Annotated in this window: 15 protein-coding genes; 12 read left to right on the forward strand and 3 right to left on the reverse strand. The window is 36.8% G+C overall.

The annotated features are described in order from the left end of the window. The first annotated feature begins 2 nt into the window (after positions 1-2). Positions 3-2,456, forward strand: coding sequence for a DNA topoisomerase IV subunit A (gene parC, locus F9U64_RS04215; RefSeq protein WP_153401765.1), 2,454 nt, complete (start codon positions 3-5; stop codon positions 2,454-2,456). Positions 2,457-2,590: 134 nt separating this feature from the next. Continuing rightward, the gene (locus tag F9U64_RS04220; protein ID WP_153401766.1) at positions 2,591-6,199 is read left to right on the forward strand and encodes a dynamin family protein; all 3,609 of its coding nucleotides are present in this window, start codon (positions 2,591-2,593) and stop codon (positions 6,197-6,199) included. A 19-nt stretch (positions 6,200-6,218) separates the two neighbouring features. Here the strand turns inward: F9U64_RS04220 and hisJ are convergent, their stop codons facing one another. After that, on the reverse strand, positions 6,219-7,043 hold the full coding sequence (gene hisJ, locus F9U64_RS04225) for a histidinol-phosphatase HisJ (RefSeq protein ID WP_153401767.1): 825 nt from the start codon (positions 7,041-7,043) through the stop codon (positions 6,219-6,221). 166 nt (positions 7,044-7,209) lie between these two features. On the opposite strand from hisJ, the gene F9U64_RS04230 reads away from it, so the two are divergent. The 9 genes from F9U64_RS04230 (at position 7,210) to F9U64_RS04265 (ending at position 13,572) form a co-directional block, all read left to right on the forward strand. Continuing rightward, positions 7,210-8,331: an ATP phosphoribosyltransferase regulatory subunit gene (locus tag F9U64_RS04230; protein WP_153401768.1), complete on the forward strand. Its 1,122-nt coding sequence runs from the start codon at positions 7,210-7,212 to the stop codon at positions 8,329-8,331. After that, on the forward strand, positions 8,328-8,948 hold the full coding sequence (gene hisG / locus F9U64_RS04235) for an ATP phosphoribosyltransferase (RefSeq protein ID WP_153401769.1): 621 nt from the start codon (positions 8,328-8,330) through the stop codon (positions 8,946-8,948). The genes F9U64_RS04230 and hisG overlap by 4 nt, the downstream gene beginning before the upstream one ends. After that, on the forward strand, positions 8,945-10,231 hold the full coding sequence (hisD, locus tag F9U64_RS04240; RefSeq protein WP_153401770.1) for a histidinol dehydrogenase: 1,287 nt from the start codon (positions 8,945-8,947) through the stop codon (positions 10,229-10,231). Before hisG ends, hisD begins: the two co-directional genes overlap by 4 nt. Then, on the forward strand, positions 10,228-10,815 hold the full coding sequence (gene hisB, locus F9U64_RS04245) for an imidazoleglycerol-phosphate dehydratase HisB (RefSeq protein WP_153401771.1): 588 nt from the start codon (positions 10,228-10,230) through the stop codon (positions 10,813-10,815). Before hisD ends, hisB begins: the two co-directional genes overlap by 4 nt. Continuing rightward, the gene (gene hisH, locus F9U64_RS04250) at positions 10,812-11,429 is read left to right on the forward strand and encodes an imidazole glycerol phosphate synthase subunit HisH (RefSeq protein WP_153401772.1); all 618 of its coding nucleotides are present in this window, start codon (positions 10,812-10,814) and stop codon (positions 11,427-11,429) included. The genes hisB and hisH overlap by 4 nt, the downstream gene beginning before the upstream one ends. Continuing rightward, on the forward strand, positions 11,426-12,184 hold the full coding sequence (hisF, locus tag F9U64_RS04255; RefSeq protein ID WP_153401773.1) for an imidazole glycerol phosphate synthase subunit HisF: 759 nt from the start codon (positions 11,426-11,428) through the stop codon (positions 12,182-12,184). Before hisH ends, hisF begins: the two co-directional genes overlap by 4 nt. Further along, on the forward strand, positions 12,174-12,821 hold the full coding sequence (gene hisIE / locus F9U64_RS04260; RefSeq protein WP_153401774.1) for a bifunctional phosphoribosyl-AMP cyclohydrolase/phosphoribosyl-ATP diphosphatase HisIE: 648 nt from the start codon (positions 12,174-12,176) through the stop codon (positions 12,819-12,821). The genes hisF and hisIE overlap by 11 nt, the downstream gene beginning before the upstream one ends. Before the next feature lie 78 nt (positions 12,822-12,899). Further along, complete coding sequence (locus F9U64_RS23550; protein WP_407647280.1) at positions 12,900-13,076, forward strand: HAD hydrolase-like protein; 177 nt, start codon at positions 12,900-12,902, stop codon at positions 13,074-13,076. Then, on the forward strand, positions 13,009-13,572 hold the full coding sequence (locus tag F9U64_RS04265; protein ID WP_407647281.1) for an HAD family hydrolase: 564 nt from the start codon (positions 13,009-13,011) through the stop codon (positions 13,570-13,572). Before F9U64_RS23550 ends, F9U64_RS04265 begins: the two co-directional genes overlap by 68 nt. Before the next feature lie 12 nt (positions 13,573-13,584). Here F9U64_RS04265 and msrA read toward each other — a convergent pair whose 3' ends face one another. Continuing rightward, positions 13,585-14,109 (reverse strand): peptide-methionine (S)-S-oxide reductase MsrA, encoded by a 525-nt coding sequence (gene msrA, locus F9U64_RS04270; protein WP_153401775.1) that lies wholly within the window; start codon positions 14,107-14,109, stop codon positions 13,585-13,587. Between the two features lie 89 nt (positions 14,110-14,198). Between msrA and F9U64_RS04275 the strand changes: the two genes are divergently transcribed. Then, a complete protein-coding gene (locus F9U64_RS04275) occupies positions 14,199-15,089 on the forward strand; it encodes a 5'-3' exonuclease (protein WP_153401776.1) in 891 nt (296 codons plus the stop codon). Between the two features lie 295 nt (positions 15,090-15,384). Here F9U64_RS04275 and F9U64_RS04280 read toward each other — a convergent pair whose 3' ends face one another. Next, positions 15,385-16,287: a glutamate biosynthesis transcriptional regulator GltC gene (locus F9U64_RS04280; protein WP_153401777.1), complete on the reverse strand. Its 903-nt coding sequence runs from the start codon at positions 16,285-16,287 to the stop codon at positions 15,385-15,387. Between the last annotated feature and the right edge of the window lie 63 nt (positions 16,288-16,350).

A 16,350-nucleotide genomic window follows, 5' to 3' on the forward strand; every position in this document is an offset into this window, starting at 1 on the left:
TGTTGGCAATCGAAGAAAATTTTCTCGATCTTCCATTAGAAGAAGTAATGGGAGATCGATTTGGTCGTTATAGTAAATATATTATTCAGGATCGGGCACTGCCAGATGCAAGAGACGGTTTAAAACCAGTACAGCGCCGAATTTTATATGCCATGCATGAGGAAAGAAACACACATGATAAACCATTTAGAAAATCAGCAAAAACGGTAGGTACCGTTATTGGTAATTATCATCCACATGGTGATTCTTCTGTTTATGAAGCAATGGTACGCTTAAGTCAAACTTGGAAAGTAAGAAATGTATTAGTGGAGATGCATGGAAATAATGGCAGTGTTGACGGTGATCCGCCTGCTGCCATGCGTTATACTGAAGCAAGACTTTCGGCAATAGCTTCAGAACTGATACGTGACATTGATAAAGAAACGGTTGATTTTATACCTAATTTTGATGATTCCATTGAAGAACCGGTCGTCTTGCCTGCAAGAATACCAAATTTACTGATTAATGGTTCTACAGGTATATCTGCAGGGTATGCAACAGAAATACCGCCACATAACTTAGGGGAAGTTATTGATGCAGTCATAAAAAAATTAGAAAGACCGGACGCCTCTGTAGACGAACTGTTAGAATATATTAAAGGACCTGATTTCCCGACAGGAGGAATTATTCAAGGAAAAGAAGGTCTTAGGAAAGCTTATCAGACAGGAAAAGGCAAGATTGTTGTTCGGGGAAAAGCTAAAATCGAACCATTAAAAGCGAACAGAGAACATATTGTTATTGATGAAATACCTTATGAAGTTAATAAAGCCGTACTTGTCAAAAGAATGGATGAACTTCGAATTGATCGTAAAGTAGAGGGGATTGCCGAAGTCAGAGATGAAACGGACCGAACTGGTTTACGGATCGTGGTCGAATTGAAAAAAGATGCAGACAGTCAGGGAATTCTAAATTATTTATATAAAAATACTGACCTCCAAATTACATATAATTTCAATATGGTTGCAATTAAAGATAAAACTCCACAATTATTAAGTTTGACAGACTTAATTGATGCATATATAGAACATCAAAAAGATGTTATTATAAGGCAAACGCGCTATGATTTAAAAAAAGCGGAGAAACGTGCCCATATTGTTGAAGGTTTAATAAAGGCTGTATCAATATTGGATGAATTAATTCAGACAATCCGTGCCTCGAATGATAAGCAAGATGCCAAAAACCGCATCAAACAGCAATATCAGTTCACAGAAGAACAGGCTGAAGCAATTGTAACTTTGCAATTATATCGATTAACAAACACAGATATTACACAACTTGAAAAAGAAGCGGATGAATTACAAGCAGCAATCAAGGAATTTCAGCAAATTTTAAATGATGACAAGAAGCTATTTGCTGTTATAAAAAAAGACTTGAGAAAAATGAAAAAACAGTATGAAGAACCAAGAATGTCGAAAATAGAAGATAAAATAGAAGAATTAAAAATAAATGTAGAAGTGTTAGTAGCCAGTGAAGATGTGATTGTGTCTGTAACCAACCAGGGATACGTGAAGAGAACCAGCGTTCGTTCATACACTGCGTCAACTGAAGATGATTTTGTAATGAAAGAAGATGATTTTTTAATTGGTTTATATGAACTCAACACAACTGATCATATCTTATTGTTCACATCAAAAGGCAGGTATATGCCGATACCTGTACATCAACTTCCTGACATTCGCTGGAAAGAATTAGGGCAGCATATCAGCAATATTGCTTCAACTGATAAAGAAGAAACCATTGTAAAAGCCATTCCAGTTAGAGAATTTAATTCATCGAAAAACCTCCTGTTTGTTACAAAAAATGGAATGATTAAAAGAAGCGCGCTAGATCTGTACACTTCTGCCCGTTTTTCGAGACCGTTAATTGCGCTCAATTTAAAGAAGGATGACAAGCTTTTAAATGTTTATTTGACTGATGGAAATGCCAATATCTTTATTGCAACAAACAAAGGCTATGGTTTGTGGTTCGAAGAAAATGAGGTGGCATTAATCGGGCAGCGAGCTGCTGGGGTTAAAGCTATTCAGCTTAAACAAGACGAGTTTGTCATTAATGGCCTTGCATTCAATGAATTAATGCCGATGGAATATCTGTTTATTATGACTCAAAGAGGCGCTTGTAAACGAATGTCGCTTGATCAGTTTGAGAAATCAGCAAGAGCAAAGAAAGGTGCTGTCATGTTACGTGAATTAAAATCAAAGCCTCACCGGATAGTTGGCTTTGAAAAAGTAAATGAAACAGACCAAGTACTGACCCGTACTTCGCAAGAAAAAATAGCAGCACTATCAACTTTTGAATTACCAATAAGTGAAAGGTACAGTAATGGATCATTTGTGATAGACACAGAATCAGAAGGCGAAGTAGAGAATATTTGGCTTAAACCATCATTGCAAAAACCATTCAGTTTAGAAAACGATTAATCATCAAGCCGGACATTTTTAAATGTTCGGCTCTTTTTCATTTTTGAACACGCACTTATAAGAAAAAAGGTGGAGTTTATTTATATAAATTAGTATAATAGGTAATTAGATCAAGCTTGAAGGAGTTTTTAAGCATGCAGACAACTACTTTAAAAGCGGTTTCTACTGAACAAATCGCTGGGTTACATTATTTACTGGGAAGTTTTGAGGAATGGGACCGCCAGCAAAAGGTCTTTGATTTTTTTAGAAAGAAGCAAGAAAAAATGCAGCATATATGCTTTTGCGGCCACTTTTCAGCAGGGAAATCAACGTTATTAAATCAGTTGTTAAACCAGCCATTGTTACCGCAAAGTCCTATACCTACAAGTGCTAATATTGTGGAAATAAAAAACGGTCCAGAAGAGTATATAATACACTTCAAGAAAAATGAGCCGATTAAATTAGCTGGAAACACACCACTCGATGAAGTTCATGCATTATGTCGGGACGGTGAAGAAATAAAAAAAGTAGAAATTTTTAAAGAAATAGAGAAATTAGGTAAAGGGATAACCTTAATGGACACTCCCGGTATTGACGCTGCAGATGATGCAGACAGATTAATGACAGAGTCTGCATTGCATGTTGTTGACCTTCTCTTCTATGTGATTGATTATAATCATGTACAGTCAGAAGTAAACGCATCTTTTCTTAAAAAGCTTGAAGCAATGAACAAACCTTACATTGTAATCATTAATCAAATAGATAAACATAATGAGAAAGAGATTACATTCGACGCATTTAAGCAAAGTCTAAGAAAAGTATTCGACCAGTGGGGCATTACTCCACAAGCAGTATATTATACATCACTCGCAGGAAATAGTGATCCTGCTATCAATCAATGGTTAACAGTTAAGGAAGCAGTAAGAAATCAGATGGAATTAGATAATGAGTCAATAATCGAGGAAACTATTTATCACAGTATATGGAAAATTGTTGATCAGTCCATTGAAGATAAACATGAAAATACGAATCAAACTATACATACCCTGGAAGAACAGCTTAGTCAGATCAATATCGACCATTCTATTAATTTTGATGATTTAAAACAGAAGAAAAAAGCACTAGAACAACAAAAAAATGAAATTTCAGCAACCTATCAAAACTTATTAGATCAAACGTTAAAAAATGCACAGCTTATGCCGTACGAACTTCGGGAAATGGCAAGGGAAATGTTAGAAGCATATGCTCCTGGATTTAAAGCAGGTTTCTTTAAATCTAAACAGAAGACCGAAGAGGAGCGAAAGCGGCGTTTAGATAACTTTTATCAAGCTTTACATAAGCAAGTAGAGGTAAGTCTTGAATGGAAGCTAAGAGATAAATTAACAGAATTTGTTCAACAATTTGGTTCGATACATTTCGAAGATAATGTATTCCGTCATCGTTTTCCTAATGAAAATATTATCCAATTAATGAATGATAACGTAAAAGTAACTGGTGATTATGTATTGATTTACACAGATCTTGTCGCTAATAATGTCAAAAAAATCTTTCGTTTGTATTACAAAGACGAATGGCAGAATATTAATTCGAAAGTATATCAAACGTTAGAGAACAAAATAAAGGAAGTTGAGCAAAGTCTAGAAAGTTATGAGAAATATAATGATCTAATGCAACAAATAAAAGATCAAAAGCAAGCATTTATAGTGCATAAAGAGCAATTAGAAAGTATTTTCACAGATGAGTCAGCTACTTCTGATTCAAAAGATCAATTGATTAATAAACTAAATCAGCTGCAGCAAATGAAACTGAGCACTTTAGACGGCTGGCAACAGAAAATGGAAGTAACAGAAACAGCAAAAAAAGAAGCTGATACAAGTAAAGAAGGCAAACGTTTTTCAATTGAAGAGACATATAAACATTCTGAACAAATTATAAAATCACTGGATACACTGCCATCATTACAACATTTTCAGCAAGATATCAAAAACAAACTCAGCAGATTGAAAAAAAGAAAGTTCACGATTGCATTATTTGGTGCATTTAGTGCTGGTAAATCTTCCTTTGCCCATGCATTAATCGGTGAGGCTGTTTTACCTGTATCGCCAAATCCTACAACGGCTGCTATTAACAAAATCAGCCCGCCAACCAACCAATATCAACATGAAGAGATAAAGGTTGTCATCAAACAGGAAAAAGAGCTGATGGATGATTTTCGCGCCATAATAGAAGACCAAAGCTTCACAAAATTAAAAGATGCTGTGTCATGGTTAAAGAGAACAAATATTAACAAACTGGCGATCGCTGATCAGCATAAGTCATTTTTAACTGCACTTATAAACGGGTATTCAATGATGGAGGAATATATTGGTACAACCTACAAAATAGGTATGAACCAATTCAGATCATATATTCAAGATGAACAGATTGCCTGTTTTGTTAAGGAGATGGAATTATTCTATCATTGTGCATTAACAAAACAGAATATTACACTAGTTGATACCCCTGGTGCAGACTCTGTAAATGCAAGACATACGGAATTATCATTTTCATATATAAAAAATGCTGATGCTGTTTTATTTGTAACTTATTATAATCATCCATTCTCGAAACCTGATAAAACTTTTCTTGAAAAGTTAGGGAATGTAAAAGATGCGTTTCAATTAGATAAAATGTTTTTCATTGTGAATGCAGTAGATTTAGCAAAAAATGATGCAGAAGTAGAGATGGTAACTGAATATGTAAAAATGCAGTTACAAGCTTTTGATATCCATGATCCAAGAATGTTCCCTGTTTCAAGTAAAATGGCAATAGAAGAAAAGCAGAAATCAAAGTCACCTGCACTGTCAGGTTTCGAGTCTTTTGAACAATCATTCTACTCTTTTATAAAGGAAGAACTTACGCAGCTGAGTATGCAGGCAATTTACACTGATATCAGCAGAATTCATGCATTAGTCAGAAAATGGCTGGAAATTGCACGCAGCGACCAATCTCAGCGAGACAGCTTACTACATGAAGTAAATAGTAATAAGCAAAAAATGGAGCAAGTTATTCAAAATAGAAATGGTGAGTCACACATTAAAGGAATATTGCAATTAGTAAACAAACAGTGTTTCTATATTGTGCAGCGTTTTTCCATCCAATTTACTGATTTATTCCGTACGTATGTGAATCCTGGTGCAATCCAAAACAATGGTAAGAAAGGAAAAACAGAATTAGAGGCTGTCCTTGTGAAACTCCATAAACAAATAAATGAACGTTTGGAATTTGAACTTGAAGCGATCTTTATTAGGATAGAGACATTATGGAAAGCTGAGTGGCAACAATTTCGAAAAGAAGTAAATGACCAATTGCAACAAATCGATCAACTCTTTTCATTATCAGAATTGGAAGACTTGAAGCTGACATCACCGGAAACCAATGCAGGAATAAAGCAAAATAAAGTGCTGCTTAACACAGCAGTGAAAAATTATAAAGATACCGCATCCTTTTTTGCTCAAGATGGCAGAGATCAATTGGAGAAGATGGTCAGAGATTTTTATATAGAAGAACTAGAAAAGCATATGATAGTAATCGAGCAAGAGTTAAAGAATTATTATCATGAACAATGGATAGAAGATGATCTTAATTACTGGGATGGATTTAACCAGGAAGTAATATCTTATATTGAAAATATCAGAAAAGGACTCACAGAAAACTTAGAAAATAAAGATCAATTAATCGAATTGGACGATTTAATAGAAAGAATAAACAAACAACTAGCCTGATGACTAGTTGTTTGTTTGATCAAACAGGCCTGGCAAACTTTACGTTCTCTGGCAATTGATGAAAACCCTTTGTTAGGTGATTGGCTGTATGACTGTCTGATCCTGGGATTAATGGGATGCCTTTTAGAAAAGCTTTTTGAATAATAGATTTGTCAGGATAAATTTGTTGGCAGTGTTCCTTAAATAGGCCAGCAGTATTAATATCAAGGCTTAAATTTGTTCTGCTGATATTCTCTAATAGATGTTCAATTGTATTGCTATAATTGTTTTTTGGTGGATATCTCTTGCTGAATTTTTCTATCAAAGTAATATGGCCAATTCGTTTTGGCTTATATTTTCCTAAGTCAGCACGGATTGCCATATTTAACGTTTGATAATATTTCTCATATACTTTGTCTACTGAGCCAAACTGTGTAATAATCTCAGCAAACATATCTGCGCTGAAATCCAAACATACATATTGATTTTCCGGATTTTTTAACATATGGACAGAGAGTATAGCATCATCAATTATGGAGCCATTTTCTTCAAGGAAATGAGTTATCTCATGGTCAAATCCTTCAATATAGTCTAGCTCAAATCCTAGATTGATCTTTATTTTTTTTTGATATTTTTCTTTTAATTTTTGAATGATTTCTGTATATTCAGTTAAATCATCTCGACTCATGGCACTATCCTTTTCCGGAGTTGGATCAATGAAATTCTCAGGAAGCGGCGCATGTTCTGTAAAACTGATTTCTTTCAATCCAAGCGACAGGGCTTTATCGATATATGTCTCGATTTGATCGTTGGAACCATGAGGGCAATAGTTTGTATGTACATGATAATCTCCAATATAAATCATAGTTTTTTTCTCCTTTCTTGATTACTGTTACTATCATAATCTGTTTTAATAGAAATGCAAAGGAAATATTGACAATAGTCAAAAAAGTATGATAAGGTTAGTTACAAATAAACGCTTTACCACAGTAGAGTGGTAAATTAATAAAGTGATGTAGGATGTGATGAAGATGTTCTTACCAGCAGGAAGTCAAGATGAAACAGGTGTACAGATAGCCAACAGGTTAAAAGCATCAGAAATATTTCGCAAAGTATCCGAGAAACGGAATTTTAAAGCAATTTCCACACCAGTGGTAGAATATGCGCATACATTTACCAATGAAATTGCGGGAATGGACTTGCAAAGCATGCTGAAATGGTTTAATTCAGAAGGCGAGATTGAAGTTTTACGACCAGACTGGACTGCTGCTGTCGCCAGAGCAATAGCGAAGCAACATCAGTCATTTCAGAAGTGGTCGTACCAAGGATCTGTCTTCCGTATGGATAAGGATGGAACAGAAAATCGTCAGGCAGGGATTGAAATTGTTCATGCAGATCCTTTTCTTGGAGAAAGTGAATGTCTTCTGACAGCCATCCAATACTTAAAAGAAATCGGGCTGGAAGAGTATGTGATCGAATTAGGTCATACGGCAATTTTTGAACAGATAATTAAGCCATTAAAGCTTGATTTAAAGGAAGAAGAAGCATTAAGAATGGCGATGCATGATAAGCGGATGGATTTAGTGGAGGAACTTTTAAGCAATTACCCGGAAGAAATAAAAGATGCTTTAGTCCAGTTAATTGATGCCTATGGTGGTAGTGATGTGATTACACACTATGAACATGTATGGGCAAACCAGCCTGAGCTTCTTGCTATTCTGCAGCACATCCGTCAGCTCATTAATCTGCTGGAAGCAACGGGCGTGTCGGAAGTGATTGTTGATTTAGGCCGTGTCAAGAACTTGCCATATTATGATGGCATTATGTTCAGAGGTTTTGTTACAACGGATGGATCTACCTGTTTCTCTGGCGGCCGGTATGACCGATTATATAAACAATTTGAGCAAGAAACTTCAGCAGTTGGTTTAGCATTTGATGTTGATCAATTAGCTTTGCATATGGAAACAAAAGATTCCCTGACAAAGGCGTGTATAATTGCCACACCAGAAACACACAGCATAGCAGAAAAATATCGTGAAGATTTACCAGAAGATATTGTGGATATCCAATATCATGTACACAATGAAGCAATCTACAGCGCAATCTATACAGTTATTCTTGATAACAATCAGTATAAGGTGGTCAAAAGATGAAACCAGTCATTGCTCTCACAAAAGGTCGTTTAGAAAAACAGTTTTTGCAATTTTTCCAGTACCTGGACTTTGAAGCAGAACCATTACTTGATAAAGGGAGAAAGCTGCAAATTGAAACAGAACAATTTTCCTTCTTTTTCGCTAAAGGGGTAGATGTTACCACATATGTAGAAAATGGGATTGCAGACCTTGGCGTCGTTGGCGGGGATACACTAATCGAACATAAACCGGATGTTTATAATTTGTTTCCATTGCCATTTGGTCAGTGCCGCATGGCGTTAGCAACGAAAGCAGATTATAGCTGGCCTGACCGTAAAAATCGCATTGCCAGTACCTTTACCAATATTACCAAAGACTATTTCCGTGAAAAAGGGGAGTCAGTAGATATTATCCGTTTGGAAGGTTCAGTTGAATTAGCGCCAATACTAGGATTAGCTGACGCGATCGTTGATATTGTGGAAACAGGAACAACATTAAAGGAAAATGGACTTGTCATCCAGGATGAATTTTTATCATTTAGCGCACGACTTATAGCCAACCGTTCCTCATTAAAAGTCAAAAGAGATCAGTTGGTACCAGTAATTGAACGTTTTAAGGAAGGAGCGAAACAAAGATGATCAGAAACCTTTCTGCAGAAGAATTTTTAAAAGAAGCAGTCCCTGGTGCGAAAAAGAAAGAAGACAATCAACAATTTCTTCAGGCAGCAAATGAGATTATAAATGAAGTACGAAATCATGGTGATCAGGCAGTACGAAAATATATTGAAAAGTTTGATGGAGAAGCACCGGAAACTTTTCTTGTAACAGATGAGGAAAGAAAGCGTGCTTGGGAATTATTGGACAAAAAAATTATTACATCTTTACAAAAAGCAGCAGAAAACATTCGTTCTTTTCATGAAAAACAATTAAATAATTCAAGAATGATGCAAGTTGAGGGAGATATTATTTCCGGCCAGCTTTATCGACCAATTGACAGAGCAGGAATTTACGTACCTGGTGGAACAGCTTGTTACCCTTCTTCGGTATTAATGAACGCAATTCCGGCAGTCCTTGCTGGTGTAGAAGAAGTGGTCATGGTAACTCCTGTGAAAAATGGAGAAGAAATTGCCCCGATTTTAGCAGTAGCTGCAGATATTGCTGGTGTTGATAAAATTTACCGAGTTGGCGGTGTGCAGGCAATTGCCGCATTAGCATATGGTACAGAATCGATTACTGCTGTTGATAAAATTGTCGGTCCAGGAAATGCCTATGTTGCTGCAGCAAAACAGTTAGTTTATGGGGATGTAGGAATTGATATGATTGCAGGTCCAAGTGAAGTAGCGATTATTGCCGATAACAGTGCAAATCCTGTTTATGTTGCAGCAGACTTAATTGCGCAGGCAGAACATGATACAAATGCACGGGCATTTTTAATCAGTACATCTTCTGCTCTTATTAAACAAGTAGAAGAGGAGTTGGTAAAGCAATGTGATTCGTTGCCTAGACAATCGATTGCCTGTGCCGCTCTTCAGCAGAAAGGTGCTAGTGTTCTGGTTGATTCGGTTGACGCAGCATTTGTTATCGCAAATAAACTGGCTCCTGAGCATTTGGAAATCCAAGTCAATGATCCATTAACCTATCTGCCAAAAGTAAAACATGCTGGTTCAATATTCTTAGGTCACTATACACCAGAAGCATTAGGCGACTATTACGCTGGCCCTAACCATGTTTTGCCAACATCAGGGACCGCTCGTTTTTCATCAGGGTTATCTGTTGATGACTTTGTTAAGAAAACAACTTTCTTATATTACTCAGAAGATGCACTAAAAGAAGCAAGTGAACATGTAATTAATTTGGCGAACCAGGAAGAATTAGCAGGGCATGGAAGAGCAGTTGCCAAGCGTTTGGAGGGAAAACAATGAGAACAGCAAGTAAAAGCAGATCCACATTTGAAACAAAAATTAATGTAGCAGTAAATTTAGATGATCCAACAACTGTTACTATCAATACAGGTGTCGGTTTCTTTGATCATATGTTAGAACTGTTTGCTCGTCACGGCCGCATCGGTTTAGAAGTAAAGGCAGATGGTGACCTGCATATTGACAGTCATCATACTGTAGAAGATGTTGGAATTGTTTTAGGACAATTAATCAAAGAAGCTTTAGGTGATAAAAAATCAATAAATCGCTATGGCAGTGCTTATGTACCGATGGATGAGTCACTTGGATTTGTGGCGCTGGATATAAGTGGAAGACCTTTCCTTGTTTTCGATGCATCTCTAACTAACCCGAAATTAGGTAATTTTGATACAGAACTGGTACAGGAATTTCTGCAGGCATTTGCTTTTCAGGCAGGCATTACTTTACATGCAAAAGTATTGTATGGGGATAATACCCATCACAAAATTGAAGCAATTTTTAAAGCATTAGGTCGATCTTTAGCACAAGCTATTACGGTTAACCCTGAGATCAAAGGGGTTAATTCAACAAAGGGGCTAATCGAATGATCGCTATTGTTGATTATGGTATGGGAAACGTAGCGAGTGTTAAAACCGCTTTTAAGAATCTCGGCTATGAAGTGGAGATTACCGATTCTTTCGCCAGATTGGAACAGGCAACACATATTATATTACCAGGTGTTGGGTCATTTAAAGCAGCAATGGATGAGATCAACCAACGCGGTTTGTTAGAACCATTGAAGGAATTGGCTGCTAAAAAACCATTTATCGGCATCTGTCTAGGCATGCAATTATTGTTTGAAAAAGGTTTTGAGAATGGCATTTCTGACGGATTAGGTTTTATTCCCGGGGAAGTAAATGTGATGGAAACAGAATATATCCTGCCACATATCGGCTGGAATCAATTGAATATTGAAAATAACAATGTACCATTTGCAGACTTCCAGGATAAACATGTTTACTTTGTTCACTCGTTCCAAGCCAAAACAGAACAGAAATATCTTGTAGCGACTGCAGACTATGGTACAACCATTCCTGCCATTGTACAAAAAGGGCATGTATATGGCATGCAATTTCACCCAGAGAAGAGCGGGGAAGTTGGAATAGGGTTGCTAAAAGCCTTTTTAGAACAAACAGCTTCAATTGGGGGGCATGTCGAATGATTGCAAAACGAATCATCCCATGTTTGGATGTAAAAGAAGGGAAAGTAGTAAAAGGTACTAATTTCATAGGGTTACGTGATTTAGGCGACCCTGTAGAGATGGCATCAAGTTATTCCAAAGCCGGTGCAGATGAAATTATATTTCTCGATATATCTGCTACAAATGAAGGGCGGCAGACAATGGTCGATATTGTCCGTCAAACGGCTGAACAGGTTTTTGTACCATTTACTGTTGGCGGTGGTGTTCGGTCGATTGAGGATGTAAATCGTTTACTGAAGGCAGGGGCAGATAAAGTAGGAATGAACTCAGCTGCAGTTGTTAATCCTCAGCTCATTACAGAATCATCGCAACGATTTGGTGCTCAATGTACAGTTGTTGCCATAGATGCGAAGCGTGTTGGCGACAAATGGCATGTGATGACACATGGTGGCAGTAAAGATACAGGTATTGATGCGATAGAGTGGGCAAAAGAAGCAGAAGCCAGAGGTGCTGGCGAAATTTTATTGACAAGTGTTGATACAGATGGTGTCAAAAACGGTTTTGATATTGCTTTAACGAAAACTGTGGTGGATGCAGTAAGAATACCGGTGATTGCTTCTGGAGGTGTCGGCAAACCGGAGCATTTTCCGGAAGTGTTTAAAGAGACAGATGTATCAGCGGGTTTAGCTGCCTCGATTTTCCATGAGAATACATTTACTGTCAAAGAGGTAAAGGATGTTTGTAAACAACAAGGAGTGAATATACGTGAAGCCTGACTTTTCAAAGGGTCTTATTCCGGCAATTATAACAGATTATTATACAAAAGATGTGCTGATGCTTGCATATATGAATGAAGAAGCTTATCAAAAAACATTGGAAACAAAACAAACATGGTTTTATTCCAGATCTCGTGATGAATTATGGAACAAAGGGGCGACATCCGGTAATACACAGGAAGTGCAGTCAATTGATCTTGATTGTGATCAGGATACATTGCTTATTCAAGTGGTTCCTGCAGGGCCTGCTTGTCATACTGGTGAGGTGTCCTGTTTCTTCAATCGTGTGGCTGAAAAAGACTGTAATTTTGATGCTTCTATAATTGAGCACTTGGCTGAAGAAGTAGAAGAGCGTAAAACAGAAGGTGTCGAAGGCTCCTATACGAACTATTTATATGATAAAGGTGTAGATAAAATCGGCAAGAAAGTGATTGAAGAGGCTGGAGAAGTAGTGATAGCTGCGAAGAATAATGATAATGAGGAATTAACAAAAGAAGTAAGTGATTTGCTTTATCATACAATTGTAATGTTGGCAAATCAAGGCGTATCATTGGATGATGTGAAACAGGAACTATCCAATCGTTTTGCAAAAAAAGGGAACAATAAAGGTGACAGGCAAGAAATAACGAAATGGTAAATTCGCAGCAGAGATGATTTCATTCTATGACGAGGATGGAATCATTTTTTTGCTTCATTATTGAAGGGGAGGATAGCTATGATTAAAGCTGTTTTATTTGATTTTGATGGTACTTTATTGGACCGTGATACATCTGTTCAAAGTTTTATAAATACACAGTATGAAAGATTTATCGAAGAGTTGCACCATGTTCCTAAGCAGCTCTATTGCAGCAGATTTATCGAATTGGATCAGAGAGGTTGTATGGAAAGATAAAGTTTATCAGCGGTTGGTAGACGAATGGCAGATTAATAAAATAACATGGGGAGAACTGCTAGAAGATTATATGGAGCGGTTTCAATCCAGCTGTTGCCCATTCCCCAATTTGATGGAAACGCTTGAAGTATTAAAAAGTATGCAGTTGAAATTAGGAATAATCTCCAATGGCAGAACGTTGTTTCAGAAACGAAACATTCACGCACTCAAAATAGCTCATTATTTCGATCAAATTATTATATCTGAAGAAGTTGGCATAAAAAAACCAGAGCCGGAGATTTTTCAGTTAGCATTAGATAGGTGCCAGGTTTCTCCAATCGACAGTGTCTTTATTGGTGATCATCCTGAAAATGATATAAAAGCAGCTCAAGGTGTTGGAATGAGAGGTATATGGAAACGGGATGATTATTGGGGAGAAGTAAACACGGAATATAAAATTGATGACCTATATGAAATTATCGACATCATAACAAGCTGGGAAAAAACTTTCGAATAAATAATTCGAAAGTTAGCTCCAGTTTTGATCGATAAATTCATCCCTGCCGGACTTCTTGCGATCCTCTTTATATTCTGTTGCATTCTTTTTGTAAAAATCCTGGTGATAGTCTTCGGCCGGGTAAAAAGTGTCTGCTGGTAATATCTCTGTAACAATCTCTTTATGGAATCGATTAGAACTTTTTAATGCTTCTTTTGAATCAATTGCTATTTGATGTTGTTCGTCATTATGATAGAAAATTGCTGTCCGATATTGGGGTCCGCGATCATGAAATTGCCCGCCATTATCGGTCGGATCTATCTGTGGCCAATACAAATCCAGGATTAGTTGATAAGATATTTTCTCTGGATCATAAGTTATTTGGACAGCTTCAAAGTGACCTGTCGTTCCAGTTTTTACTTGCTCATATGTTGGATCTTCCAGCTGTCCACCTGTATAGCCTGAGATGACACTTTCTACTCCATCCCACTTGTCAAAAGGCTTTACCATGCACCAGAAGCATCCGCCAGCAAATGTGGCTTTTTCTAGTTTTCCCATAAGTTGTATCCCTCTTTTCTGCACTTTCCTCCATAAATATACCTTGAATATGTTATGATGTAAAATAGATAGATTAGGAAGGTGAAAAAATGAAAAGTAATAGATTATTAATTGTAGATGGAATGGCATTATTATTCCGCGGATTTTTTGCCACATCGTTTACCGGTAATTTTATGTTAAATAGCAAAGGTGTGCCACGTAATGGCTTATTCGGCTTTCTGAATTACTTCACAGATGCGATTCATACGTTTGATCCTTCTCATGTGATCTGCTGCTGGGATATGGGAAGTAAAACATTTCGTAATGAGATGTATGAAGGATATAAGGCAAATCGGGGTGCCCCGCCAGAGGAATTGATTCCTCAATTCGATTTAGCCAAAGAGATGGTGGAAGCTTTTCAAGTACCAAATGTAGGTATAGTCGGCTATGAGGCTGACGATTGTATTGGTACTTTAGCCAAGCAGTTGCAAAATCAGTTTGAAGTGACCATTGTTACAGGTGATCAGGATATTTTGCAATTAGTCGATGATAATATACAAGTGGCTATTATGAAAAAGGGAACAGGAAACTATGAAGTGTTTTCAAGCGACAATTTTTATGAAAAGAAACAGCTTTTTCCAAGACAGATTATTGATTTAAAAGGCTTGATGGGAGATAGTGCTGATAATTATCCAGGTGTAAAAGGTGTTGGCGAGAAAACTGCTATCAAGTTATTAAAAGAGTATGAAACCATCGATCGTTTGTTAGAAGAAAAAGCATCACTAACAAAGGGAATGCAAAATAAGCTGGAACAATATAAAGAAGACTTAGCAATTTCGCGTAAACTTGCTGAGATTTTAACAGACGTGCCATTAGACTTTTCGGTTGATACAGCCATCTGGAAAAATGATCATATTCAAATTGTCCGTTATTTACGAGATGAATTAGAGTTCCATAACACAGATCGCTGGCTGAAAAAGCTGAACAGACAATTAGCGTGACGCCCATTTTCTTAAAAAAACAGAATGAACCCAAGCGTAAACAACTGACCTTGCTTATGCTTGGGTTTTTGCATTAAGAAAAAATTAAGCTAATCTAAAGGTAAATATATTCATTTATACAGAAGATGATCGCATAAGGTTACTGTGATATTATCAAAAACCAGACAGTAGTAAATAAATGCAGACTCCTTTAAGAACAGCGAAGTTTATTTACGGTATGAGTATCAACATACAAAATATTAGACATAGGTATCTCGAATTGGTATCACTATAAATTAACTAACTTGCCAATTGATTATTGAAACCTCTGCAGGATCGAGAAAAATTCTTTAATAAACTCATAGAATACTTGCTCAGACGGTGCCAGTTTCCGGTTCTTTGGAATAATAATCCCGACAGTCCGTTTTAATTCCGGATTCTGAATTGCCACTTTAGCACTGTAATATGGATTCAGATCATTGAACGCACTCTCTGGAAGTAAAGTGATACCAATTCCTGCTGCCACTAACCCTTTAATCGCATCTAAATCCTCCCCTTGTGAAGATACTTTTGGTGTGAATCCAGACTGTTTACACCCATAAATGACTAACTGGTGAAGTACATAACCTTCCGGGAATAAGACAAAATCTTCATTATGCAAATCCCGTAAATTTACAACACTTTGTTCCGCTAAGGGATGAGAGTTCGGAACAAGTGCATAGAAACTTTCCGTAAATAAAATATCTCCAATGATGTCGGGGTGCTCTGTTGGTACAGGACCTAAAAAGGCGACATCAATTTCTCGATTTTCTACCGATTCAATCAGGAAATTATATGATCCTTGTCTTAATTGAAATCCGATTTTCGGATGTTTCTTTTTAAATTCCGAAATAACGGTCGGAAGTAAATTACTGGCTAAACTTGTTGGAAAACCGATTTTGATCGAGCCGCGTTCTGGATCGATATACTCATCTATTTGTTTTTTGGCATGATCGATTGCTTTTAATGCTGTCTTGGTATGAGTCAAGAAAATCTTTCCGATATGTGTCAGCCTCACATTTCGACCTTCCCTCTCAAATAATTCCACTCCTAATTCTGCTTCTAAATTTGCTATTTGTCGGCTGATTGCAGACTGTGCCACATGCAATTCAGCTGCTGCATCTGACACATGTTCACGCTCTGCTACCTCTACAAAATAGCGTAATTGACGTAATTCCATAACTCCACCACCTAATATATATCAAAAATAGAACAATATAATACTTATTATATATTGTTTAGA

This window comes from Gracilibacillus oryzae, assembly GCF_009498735.1.
GTDB lineage: Bacteria > Bacillota > Bacilli > Bacillales > Amphibacillaceae > Gracilibacillus > Gracilibacillus oryzae.

Bases quoted from the DNA above. Each gene is read 5' to 3' on its own strand.
- F9U64_RS04220 (WP_153401766.1), top strand. From the start codon at position 2,591: ATGCAGACAACTACTTTAAAAGCGGTTTCTACTGAACAAATCGCTGGG.
- hisJ (WP_153401767.1), bottom strand. From the start codon at position 7,043: ATGATTTATATTGGAGATTATCATGTACATACAAACTATTGCCCTCAT.
- F9U64_RS04230 (WP_153401768.1), top strand. From the start codon at position 7,210: ATGTTCTTACCAGCAGGAAGTCAAGATGAAACAGGTGTACAGATAGCC.
- hisG (WP_153401769.1), top strand. From the start codon at position 8,328: ATGAAACCAGTCATTGCTCTCACAAAAGGTCGTTTAGAAAAACAGTTT.
- hisD (WP_153401770.1), top strand. From the start codon at position 8,945: ATGATCAGAAACCTTTCTGCAGAAGAATTTTTAAAAGAAGCAGTCCCT.
- hisB (WP_153401771.1), top strand. From the start codon at position 10,228: ATGAGAACAGCAAGTAAAAGCAGATCCACATTTGAAACAAAAATTAAT.
- hisH (WP_153401772.1), top strand. From the start codon at position 10,812: ATGATCGCTATTGTTGATTATGGTATGGGAAACGTAGCGAGTGTTAAA.
- hisF (WP_153401773.1), top strand. From the start codon at position 11,426: ATGATTGCAAAACGAATCATCCCATGTTTGGATGTAAAAGAAGGGAAA.
- F9U64_RS23550 (WP_407647280.1), top strand. From the start codon at position 12,900: ATGATTAAAGCTGTTTTATTTGATTTTGATGGTACTTTATTGGACCGT.
- F9U64_RS04265 (WP_407647281.1), top strand. From the start codon at position 13,009: ATGTTCCTAAGCAGCTCTATTGCAGCAGATTTATCGAATTGGATCAGA.
- msrA (WP_153401775.1), bottom strand. From the start codon at position 14,109: ATGGGAAAACTAGAAAAAGCCACATTTGCTGGCGGATGCTTCTGGTGC.
- F9U64_RS04275 (WP_153401776.1), top strand. From the start codon at position 14,199: ATGAAAAGTAATAGATTATTAATTGTAGATGGAATGGCATTATTATTC.
- F9U64_RS04280 (WP_153401777.1), bottom strand. From the start codon at position 16,287: ATGGAATTACGTCAATTACGCTATTTTGTAGAGGTAGCAGAGCGTGAA.